11 protein-coding genes are annotated in these 9,947 nt (G+C 66.1%); 9 read left to right on the top strand and 2 right to left on the bottom strand.

Annotation, left to right across the window (positions count from 1 at the left end; genetic code table 11):
* Window positions 1-142 precede the first annotated feature (142 nt).
* On the top strand, window positions 143-298 hold the full coding sequence (locus PMI42_RS39995; RefSeq protein WP_193376324.1) for a hypothetical protein: 156 nt from the start codon (window positions 143-145) through the stop codon (window positions 296-298).
* Between the two features lie 73 nt (window positions 299-371).
* On the opposite strand, the gene PMI42_RS07440 is transcribed toward PMI42_RS39995, so the two are convergent.
* Entirely contained in the window at window positions 372-1,709 is a 1,338-nt protein-coding gene (locus PMI42_RS07440; RefSeq protein ID WP_008132175.1) for a S41 family peptidase, read from the bottom strand.
* Between the two features lie 310 nt (window positions 1,710-2,019).
* Between PMI42_RS07440 and PMI42_RS07435 the strand changes: the two genes are divergently transcribed.
* From PMI42_RS07435 to PMI42_RS07400, 8 genes are all read left to right on the top strand, one after another.
* The gene (locus tag PMI42_RS07435; RefSeq protein WP_008132174.1) at window positions 2,020-3,153 is read left to right on the top strand and encodes an alpha-hydroxy acid oxidase; all 1,134 of its coding nucleotides are present in this window, start codon (window positions 2,020-2,022) and stop codon (window positions 3,151-3,153) included.
* Window positions 3,154-3,161: 8 nt separating this feature from the next.
* Window positions 3,162-3,791: an HAD-IA family hydrolase gene (locus tag PMI42_RS07430; RefSeq protein ID WP_008132173.1), complete on the top strand. Its 630-nt coding sequence runs from the start codon at window positions 3,162-3,164 to the stop codon at window positions 3,789-3,791.
* A gap of 165 nt (window positions 3,792-3,956) precedes the next feature.
* Window positions 3,957-4,151 carry a hypothetical protein gene (locus tag PMI42_RS07425; RefSeq protein ID WP_008132172.1) on the top strand — a complete coding sequence of 65 codons (195 nt, stop codon included), beginning with the start codon at window positions 3,957-3,959 and terminating at the stop codon, window positions 4,149-4,151.
* Window positions 4,152-4,385: 234 nt separating this feature from the next.
* A complete protein-coding gene (locus PMI42_RS07420) occupies window positions 4,386-5,597 on the top strand; it encodes a molybdopterin molybdotransferase MoeA (protein WP_008132170.1) in 1,212 nt (403 codons plus the stop codon).
* 176 nt (window positions 5,598-5,773) lie between these two features.
* A complete protein-coding gene (gene lexA, locus PMI42_RS07415) occupies window positions 5,774-6,475 on the top strand; it encodes a transcriptional repressor LexA (protein WP_008132168.1) in 702 nt (233 codons plus the stop codon).
* A 186-nt stretch (window positions 6,476-6,661) separates the two neighbouring features.
* Window positions 6,662-6,865 (top strand): hypothetical protein, encoded by a 204-nt coding sequence (locus tag PMI42_RS07410; RefSeq protein WP_008132166.1) that lies wholly within the window; start codon window positions 6,662-6,664, stop codon window positions 6,863-6,865.
* 192 nt (window positions 6,866-7,057) lie between these two features.
* The gene (locus PMI42_RS39645; RefSeq protein ID WP_008132164.1) at window positions 7,058-7,492 is read left to right on the top strand and encodes a hypothetical protein; all 435 of its coding nucleotides are present in this window, start codon (window positions 7,058-7,060) and stop codon (window positions 7,490-7,492) included.
* A 225-nt stretch (window positions 7,493-7,717) separates the two neighbouring features.
* Window positions 7,718-8,659: a GAF domain-containing protein gene (locus PMI42_RS07400; protein ID WP_008132163.1), complete on the top strand. Its 942-nt coding sequence runs from the start codon at window positions 7,718-7,720 to the stop codon at window positions 8,657-8,659.
* Between the two features lie 10 nt (window positions 8,660-8,669).
* Here PMI42_RS07400 and PMI42_RS07395 read toward each other — a convergent pair.
* On the bottom strand, window positions 8,670-9,947 hold a 1,278-nt coding region (locus PMI42_RS07395), incomplete at its 5' end, for a ComEC/Rec2 family competence protein (protein WP_008132161.1).

Here is a 9,947-nt window from a genome sequence, read left to right as displayed (position 1 = left end):
CGGCTCCGGCGGCAGCCACCATTACGGTGGCGGACCGAAGACGGACGTCCCGCATCACATGGGCCCGAAGAAGGATCAGTGACGATCCGACGGTGATCCCGCCGCTCGCGACGATGCGGGATCACCACCTCCCAAGCGGGCGATGCGCGCGCCGTGCCGCTCGACGCCGATATTCATGCAATTGCTGGAGCTGCGGGTTCATCCCCGCGACGAGGTGCTGGTCGAACGCCGCGCCCGCCGCTGGGCTGAGCGCGACGGTCGCTACGATGCGACCTTTGCCGCATTGAACCCGCGCTGAGACAGCATCCCGAAACGAATTCGCCCGGGAGCGGTGATCCACTCCCGGGCGAATGTCCTGGACGTCGTAAGATCTAGTTCGGCACCGCAGCCTTCGGCGCGGGCTTGGCGGCGACCGCGTTTGCGGTAACGCCGTGCAGGAAGTCGTAGGCTGCGTGCAGGGCCTTGTCGTCCTTCTCTTCCGGCGGGACGTACGACTGCGATCCGGTCTGCTCGGTGCCGTCCGCAGCCGACAGATGGCCGCGCATCTGGGACTCCGCCATGGTGTCCATCCGGCCCTTCAGTTCGGGCGGCACATCCTGGAGGATCTCGATGTCGGGCGCGATGCCCTGGGCCTGGATCGAGCGGCCCGACGGCGTGTAGTAGCGCGCCGTGGTCAGCGCCAGCGCGCCATTGCCGGCGCCGAGCGGAATGATGGTCTGCACCGATCCCTTGCCGAACGAACGCGTGCCGATGATCGTGGCGCGCTTGTGGTCATGCAGCGCGCCGCCGACGATCTCGGACGCCGAAGCGGAGCCACCGTTAATCAGGACGACCAGCGGCTTGCCCTTGGTGAGGTCGCCACCATGCGCGGTGAAGCGCTGGGTCTCTTCCGGATTGCGGCCGCGGGTCGAGACGACCTCGCCGCGCTGAAGGAAGGCGCTCGACACCGACACGGCCTGGTCGAGCAGGCCGCCCGGATTGTTGCGCAGGTCCATGACGTAGCCAACGAGCTTCTCGGGCGGGACATCCTTGGAGATCGACGCGATCGCCTTCTTCAGGCCGTCGGTGGTCTGCTCGTTGAACGAGGTGACGCGGATATAGCCGATGTCGCCATTCTCGACGTGGAAACGCACCGGGCGGACATGGATGATCTCGCGCTTGATCGCGACATCGAGCGGAGCGTCGGCGCCCTTGCGCACGATGGTGAGCTTGGTCTGGGTGTCGACCGGCCCCTTCATCTTGTTGACGGCCTGCTCGAGCGTCATGCCCTGCACGTTCTCGCCGTCGATCTTGCTGATGAGGTCGCCGGACATGATGCCCGCCTTGGAGGCCGGGGTCTCGTCGATCGGCGAGACGACCTTGACCAGGCCCTCCTCCATCGTGACCTCGATGCCAAGGCCGCCGAACTCGCCGGAGGTGGTCTCCTGCATCTCGGTCCAGGCCTTGTCGTTCATGTAGCGCGAGTGCGGATCGAGCGAGGTCACCATGCCGGTGATCGCGCCTTCGATCAGCTTGGCATTGTCGGGCTTTTCGACATAGCTCGCCTTCACCCGCTCGAACACTTCGCCGAATAAATTGAGCTGGGTATAGGCATCATCCGCGCTCGCCGCCGCCCGTGCTGCCCATACGCCGCCGTGCGGACTGGCTACCAGAAGGGTCAGACACGCTCCGGTGAGCGCGCCCAGGGGGAACAGCAGGGATTTCCGCATGGATGAGTTAGCCTTCTTGCTCGGGGGCTCGGGTTGCTCGGGGCTCGGGAGCCGCCATGCAAATGGCGATCCAGCCCGGTTCTCACAATACCATTCTGGTTTCTTCAAGGCCGGGATGCCACGCCGGCTTGTACCTGCAAAAATCCCTTCGCCCGGACCTAAACTTTTGGCAACGTTCGGAAACCGTCTTGTGCAAGGCGGCAATCGGTCGGCCGATTCACGCTTCGCAGCCATGCGATATTAGGATGGTTTTGGCGGGCCGGACGGGTTAGGCGATGAGACAAGGCTTCAAATTCTCGGGAGGACAACAATGAACGAAGCACCCCGCATCCGGCCGGAACGGAACGTCGAGCTCGGCTCCAGCAACGAGCCGTTCCAGAACCTGCACGAATTCATCAAGAAGGCCCGCGCCAACCTCAACCAGAACGCCTGGGATTATATCGTCGGCGCCGCCGAGACCGAGACCACGATGCGCCGCAACCGCATGGCGCTGGACGAGATCGCCTTTCGCCCGCGGGTGCTGCGCGACGTGCATGAGGTCGACGGCTCGGTCGAGCAGTTCGGCCGCAAGATGCGCCTGCCGGTGGTGCTGGCCCCGGTCGGGGCGCTGGAAGTCTTCGATCCGCACGGCGCGGCGGCCGTCGCCCGCGGCGCCGGCGCCTTCGGTGCGGCACATATGCTGAGTTCTGTCACGGAGCCGGGGCTGGAGAAAACCGCTGAAGCCGCGCCCGATGCGCTCCGCCTGTTCCAGCTCTATGTCCGCGGCGACGACGCCTTTGTCGCCGATGTCGTCAGCCGCGCCGTGAAGAACAGCTACGCCGCCTTCTGCCTGACCGTCGACACCGCCCACTACAGCCGCCGCGAACGCGACATCGCCAAGCGCTATGTGCGCGAGAGTCGCCTGCGCGCCACCGGCGGCGATTACCAGAAGGGTCTGGAATGGCGGACCGTGAAGATGATCAAGGACAAGTTCAAGATCCCGCTGATCCTCAAGGGCATCGCCACCGCCGAGGACGCGCTGATCGCGATCGATCACGGCGTCGAATGGATCTACGTCTCCAACCATGGCGGCCGGCAGCTCGATCACGGCCGCGGCGCCATGCATGTACTGCCGGAGATCGTCGACGCCGTGAAGGGCCGCGCAAAAATCATGGTCGATGGCGGCTTCTGCCGTGGGACCGACATCGTCAAGGCAATCGCCGCGGGGGCCGACCTCGTCGGCATCGGCCGGCTGCAATGCTGGGCGCTGGCGGCCAACGGCGAGGCCGGCGTGACGCGGATGCTGGAGCTGCTGGAAGACGAAGTGCTGCGCTGCCTCGGCCTGCTCGGCGCCACCTCGTTCGCCGAGGTCAGCAAGTCCTGCCTGCATCCGGCGACCGCAACCAATGCGCCCAGCGTGTTCAGCGCGTTCCCGCTGTTCGACCACGATCCCTATCGATACTGAGTGAAAGGATGCAGGTGACATCGCTCTCTCCCGGCAGCGCGGATGCGCTTCTGTTCGATCTCGGGCGCGTGGTGCTCGATATCGATTTTTCCAGGGCGATCGCATGCTGGGCGGGACATGCCGGTTGTGAACCCGGAGCGATCGTTGCGCGCTATGTGCGCGACGAGGCCTATTGCCTGCACGAAGTCGGCAAGATCAGCGACGAGGAATATTTCCAGTCGCTGCGCAATTCACTCGGGATCGGCATCTCCGATGCACAATTCCTGGAGGGCTGGAACGCGATCTTCGCGGGCGAGATGCCTGACATCGCGGAGCTATTGCCGCGCGCAGCGAAGCAGATGCCGCTTTACGCCTTCTCCAACACCAACCGGCCGCATGTGGACTATTTCTCGAAGGAATATGCCGACGTGCTCGGCCATTTCCGCACGCTCTATCTGTCGTCCAGCATCGGCCTGCGAAAACCGGACGCAGCAGCGTTCGACCACGTCGTGGACGCGATGGGTGTGCCCGCCAGCCGCATCGTGTTCTTCGACGACCTCGCCGAGAATATCGAGGGGGCCCGGGCGCGCGGATTGACCGCGGTGCATGTGACCTCGCCCCGCGATGTCGGCAATGCGCTCAAGGCACTGGGGATCTGATCGAGAACACCGGCCAGCGGGCGAAACCGCGGGAGTTACCCGGAACATTTGCCGACAGATCGGGAACCAGATCACTTTGTACATTTTTATACAGAGTTCCGGGAACGGAATGCCCGCCTCCGGACTCTTGAGTCCGTTGGGACTTCTACGGACGGACGCATCATCGTGTTGGGCAAGACCTACCTCACCAAGCAAGCCTCTCTCTTGCTCGAATTCGCCAGAACCACCTCGGATTCGGACCTTTCAGCCAAATTGATCAGCAAGGCCGCCGACCTGAAATCCCAGGCCGACCCCCTGCCCGACAAGGATCAGGGCCCTCGTGCGCCGGACGTCAGTCCGGACGAGCCGGCGAGCCGTTGATAACCGATGCCGCCTGTGGCGCGCGTCATTCGTGTCCTCGCCATAGCCATCCTCGCGCCGGTCGATCTCGCCTTCCGGATCATGCCGCGGCGGAGTTGATGTCCTTCCCTCGGCATAGAGTAGACCACGCAGGATAAGTCATCCTCCGCGGCCGCTGCTTTGCCTCCGCGCGCGCGCTCGGCTAGAACTCTCGCCGCCGATTTGCCCGAACGGGCGCAGCTGGAGTTTTCCCCCGTGGCACTGATGCCGGTTTCCGACGCGCTCGCCGCGGTGCTCGCGGGTGCAGAGCCTCTGGCTGAGGAAATGGCGGCGCTCGACGCGGCCTTCCACCGCGTGCTCGCGCGCGACGTCGCGGCGCGGCGTACGCAGCCGCCGGAGGCGATGTCGGCGATGGACGGCTATGCGGTGCGCGCGGCCGATGCGGCCGAGGTCGACGCGCAGCTCACGGTGATCGGCGAGGTCGCGGCGGGCCGGCCTTTTGCGGGATCGGTCGGGTCAGGCGAAGCCGTTCGGATCTTCACCGGTGGCGTCGTTCCCGCTGGCGCCGACGCGGTCGTGATCCAGGAGGACACGGTCGCGGAAGGCAAGCGCATCACGATCAAGGAAGCCGCCGTCACGGGACGGCACATCCGCCGCGCCGGCGTCGACTTTTCCGAGGGCGACGTCCTCCTGCGCCAGGGCACCCGGCTCACCGAGCGCCATCTCGCGCTCGCCGCCGGAATGAACCACCCGCTCTTGCCCGTCCGCCGCCGCCCGAGGGTTGCGATCCTCGCCACCGGCGACGAGCTGGTGATGCCCGGCGCCACGCCGGGTCCCGGCCAGATCGTCTATTCCAACGGCTACGCCCTGCACGCCCTCGCCCGCCAGGAGGGCGCGGATACCGTCGACCTCGGCGTGGCCGCCGACACGCTGGAGGCCACCACCGAAGGCATCCGCCGGGCCCGTGCGAGCGGCGCCGACATCCTGATCACGACCGGCGGCGCCTCGGTCGGCGACCACGATCTCGTCCAGAAAGCACTGAGGGACGAAGGCACCGCGATGGCGTTCTGGAAGATCGCGATGCGGCCGGGCAAGCCGATGATGAACGGGCAGCTCGGTGCGATGCGCGTGATCGGCCTGCCCGGCAATCCCGTGTCATCCTATGTGTGCGGCTTCCTGTTCATGGTGCCGTTGATTCGCGCGTTGTCGGGCCAGCAGGTGATTCACCACCGCCGCGAGCACGCCGTGCTCGGCCGCGATGTGGGTGCCAATGACCAGCGCGAGGATTATCTGCGCGCGCGTCTCGACATGCGCGATGACGGCACGCTCGTCGCCCTTCCCGTCAATCACCAGGACTCCTCGCTGCTTGCGAATCTCGCTGCGGCACAGGCACTTCTCGTGCGCGCGCCATTCGCGCCGAAGGCCGAAGCCGGCTCGCCTTGCGAGGTGCTGCGACTGCCCGCCTGACCGCTTCGTTCGCGTGCGTTCCGCGAACTTTGTCGCGTTCACGGTAAATTAAGCAGTTGCGGAACATGTATCGAACATATAGTGTCCGTTCATGATTTGTTTCGAGGACGTAGCGGCTTAATGCCGAATTCAGCGTCTCGGAATCGAACGACATCAACCGGGGGAATGTGGTCGAGATGTTAACGCGCAAACAATACGAGCTCCTGCGGTTCATCAGCGAGCGCCTGAAGGAAAGCGGCGTGCCGCCCTCCTTCGACGAGATGAAGGACGCACTCGATCTGCGCTCGAAGTCGGGCATCCATCGCCTGATCACCGCGCTTGAGGAGCGCGGCTTCATCCGCCGCCTGCCCAACCGCGCCCGCGCGATCGAAGTGATCAAGCTGCCCGAGCTTCAGGCTGCCGCCGGCAACCGCCGCGGCTTCACGCCGAGCGTGATCGAGGGCAACCTCGGCAAGGTGCGCGCAGCCTCCAGCCCGCCGGCGGACGAGGGCGAGCGTCCCGTCGCGGTGCCCGTGATGGGCCGCATCGCGGCCGGCACGCCGATCGAGGCGTTGCAGACCCGCAGCCACACCATCAGCGTACCGCCCGACATGCTCGGCTCGGGCGAGCACTACGCGCTCGAAGTGCGCGGCGATTCCATGGTCGAGGCCGGCATCCTCGACGGCGACATGGCGCTGATCCAGCGCAACGAGAGCGCCGACACCGGCGACATCGTGGTGGCGCTGATCGACGACGAAGAAGCGACGCTGAAGCGCTTCCGCCGCCGCGGCGCCTCGATCGCGCTTGAGCCCGCCAACGCCGCTTACGAGGTCCGCATTTTGCCGCCCAACCGGGTCAAGATTCAGGGCAAGCTGATCGGGCTCTACCGCAAGTACTGAGCCCGCCGCGCACCGCCGGCTGGCGGTGGCCCGCGAACGATTGGAGCGGATGATTGTCCGCTCCGGCTGGATAGTCTTTCTGGTTCTGCACAGATTATCCGGCCCCCTCTCCAGCGCTACATCCTCGGCACGCCGCGCGAAGCACGCATCGCTTCGCGTGGTCTTTGAGAAACCGAGGAGACCACCATGCGCAAGATCATCTTGAGCGCAGTCACGATAGCGCTGATCGCAGCATCTGCGCCGCAAGCCTTCGCCGCACAGCCGCACCATGCGCGCAAGGCAATGCCGGCGACGACGAGCGCACAATTCCGCAACGCCCACAACGCCGTCACGCCGCCCTCACAACCGGCCTGGCAATATTCTGGCTGGTCGGCGCCTGCTGGCCGCTAACGAAGACGCTCGCCGAATGCACGCGAGCGGGCTTTGTTCCGGATACTTCTGAAAAAGATATTGTGATGGCAGCCTGCGGATCCAAGCCGCAGATTTGCCCACAACCGAGCAGAGGTTTGCGGGCTTCCACTCTGATAGAGGCCTGCGCCTCAGAAGAGGCGCCGGTGCTCTATCCCGGATGAGGAGCACCCGATGTGTGACTACAGCCTGCACGCCGTCGCGACACGCCCCGCAGAAGTCGGTGAGACGATCGTCACGACAACCTTCCGCGGCACCTCGACGCGCGGCTTTGCCTCCGAAGCCGACATGTCTGTCGCCGTCTGCCTGCTGCCGGGAACGGAGCTCGCCTTCGCCGACAACGTCCGCTACGACAATCGCTGGATCTGGACGCGCACCATCAACTCCCGCGTCGGCAAGTTCGGCAAGATCGATCCGCACATTCCCGATCGCCATCACGACGCGATCGAATTTCCCGACGGCAAATACGTGCTGGTGACGCAGCTGGTCGAAGGCCAGCGCGCAACCGTGCTGCAATTGCCGGTGACGCTGCCGCTCGGCGGGCGTGAGCACAAGCCTGAGATCACTGCCGACAGCCAGCCGACAATCCGGCGCCTGCCGATCGGCTGACCTGACCATCCCCGACTGACCGGTCGGGGGCCAGGAATGAAATCGCCATCGCCGGCCGTGGCCGGCGAGATGGTGTGGTTTGCGTCTCCGGTAACCCAATCCGCGCACCCGCCCCGTCGCACGAAGTTTGCGCGGCCCTGCCTGAATTTTGAACGTCCGCTCCGCAAGCAAATGGCCGATGCTGTCTCGGCTGGTGTCTTGAGCTCGAGGCGGCGGACACGTTCGATGAAAACCTTCATTCGCGTCGTTGAACTCTGGGTGCCCGACCGCACGCGCATGCGGCTGGAATTCGGCGGCGGCCTCTACGGCGAAGGCCTGTCCGCGTTCAGGGCCGTGAGCGAGGATTTGCGCTTCGGCTACGACGAGGGCCTTCCCGGCAAGGCCTGGGCCAGCGGCCATCCCGTGATCCTCACCAAATTCGCCAATTCCTATTTCAAGCGGACCGATCAGGCACTCGCAGCCGGCCTGACCTGCGGCGTGGCGGTACCAGTGTTCGCAGGCGAATTTTTGCAGGCGGTGATGGTCCTGTTCTGCGGCGACGACGAGGCGCATGTCGGCGCCATCGAGCTCTGGCACAATGATCCCGATACCTCCCACGAGATGGGGCTCGTCGACGGCTACTACGGCACCGCCGACATGTTCGAGTTCAACTCCCGCCACACCAGGTTTCCCCGCGGCTTCGGCCTGCCCGGCCGCACCTGGAAGGCGGGCCTGCCGCTGATCATCAAGGACCTGCACAACGCCAGGAGCTTTCTGCGCTGGCAAGAAGCCGCCGAGGTCGGGATCAATCTCGGCGTTGGCGTGCCCTACCGCACCGGCAGCGACCAGAGCTGGGTGCTGACCTTCCTCTCCGCGCAGGCAACACCCATTGCGCGGCGCTTCGAGATCTGGGTCCCGAACGAGGCCCGCTCGGCCCTGGTCTGCCGCGCCGGCGATTGCAGCGCGCAGACCGACCTCGCCGCGCTCTACGCGGATAAATCCATCGCCAAAGGCGACGGCGGCATCGGCGGCGCCTGGGCCACCGGCATGCCCGCGCTCAACGACGATCTCGCCCGTGACGGCTCGATCGCCGCCGCAGAGGCCCGCGCAGCCGGGCTGAGCCAGATGGTGGCCTTGCCGGTGATCGGAAGCGCCGGACTCGACGCCGTGCTGGCCTGGTACCTGTAAGCCCGTCCGCTCAGTCCTCGGCTTGCAAATCCGACTCGGACGGCGTTGCGTCGCGGCTGCGGGCAGAAGCCGCCTGCGGCGCAAGGGTCACGCCGAAATCGGCCTCGCCGGCAGTCGCCGGCGACCACGGGCGGTCCGCGCCTCTGGCTTTCACCGCCTGGATCGCAAAGCCGTCACCACGCCGCGTCAGCGCGAGCGCACCTTGCGCGGCCAGACGCTGCCGGTCGACAACCATCGCCGCGCAATCCGGCGGCGCGGGCCGCGCCGTCACCACCAGCGCGGCGCGGCTGCAATCGTCCGCCAGCGCGTCGATGCGCAGGGCCAGCGCGACCAACCGCCCGTCGGCGAGCGGCGTCACGCAGCCGGCTTCGTCGCACGACACGCCGTCAGCCAGGTTGGCGCTGCCGGCATCGCGCGGATCGGCGTCGGCAGCCAACCACTCCTTCAGCAGAAAGCTGTCCTTGCTCGCCCTGATCAGATGCAGGTGCCCGTCCCTGCCCCGCACCGCGACGCTCAAGCCGTCCCCGGCGATCAGGATATCGGGCTGCCGCACCGACAGCCCCCAGAGGATCGCCACCAGCAGCACCGCCCCACCGGACCAGCGCAAGGGCGTGCGCAGCAGGCCCATGACGATGATGCCGAGGCTGGCCACGATCAGCGGCGCGATGCCGAAAGCCGGGATCCGGCCGATCGCGCCCGGCAATGACGCCACCCAGCGGGAGACCATGACCATCCAGTCGATGCCGATCCCCATCAGCCACCAGAACACGCCATCGAGCCCGAAGGGGGCCGCGAGCAAACCCAGCAGTCCCGCCGGCATCACCAGTGCCGAGACCACGGGCATCGCGCCAAGGTTCGCGAGCACGCCGAACGGCGTGACGCGGTGGAAATGGAAGGCGGCATAAGGCGTGGTCGCAAGCCCCGCGATCAGCGACGCCAGAAACAGCATCGCGATCTCGCGCCCGCCCCACATCGCGATGCGCGCGGTGGCGGAATGATCGGGCGATGCGAACAGGTTCGGCATGCCGATCTGCACCAGCGCCACGAGCCCGAGCGTTGCCGCAAACGACATCTGGAAGCTCGGGTGTACCAGCGCTTCCGGCGCGACCGCGAGCACGATCAGCGCGGCCACCGCCAGGGTCCGGAACGTGATGGCGCGGCGGTCGACCATCACGGCGATCAGCACCACGGCCGTCATGAAGAACGAGCGCTGCGTCGCAACCTCCGCGCCCGACAGCAGCAGATAGAACGCGGCCGCCACCAGTGCGGCTGGCGCCGACCATTTCTT

It is taken from the genome of Bradyrhizobium sp. YR681, assembly GCF_000282615.1.
GTDB lineage: Bacteria > Pseudomonadota > Alphaproteobacteria > Rhizobiales > Xanthobacteraceae > Bradyrhizobium.
This window is presented reverse-complemented; position numbering and strand designations above follow the sequence as displayed.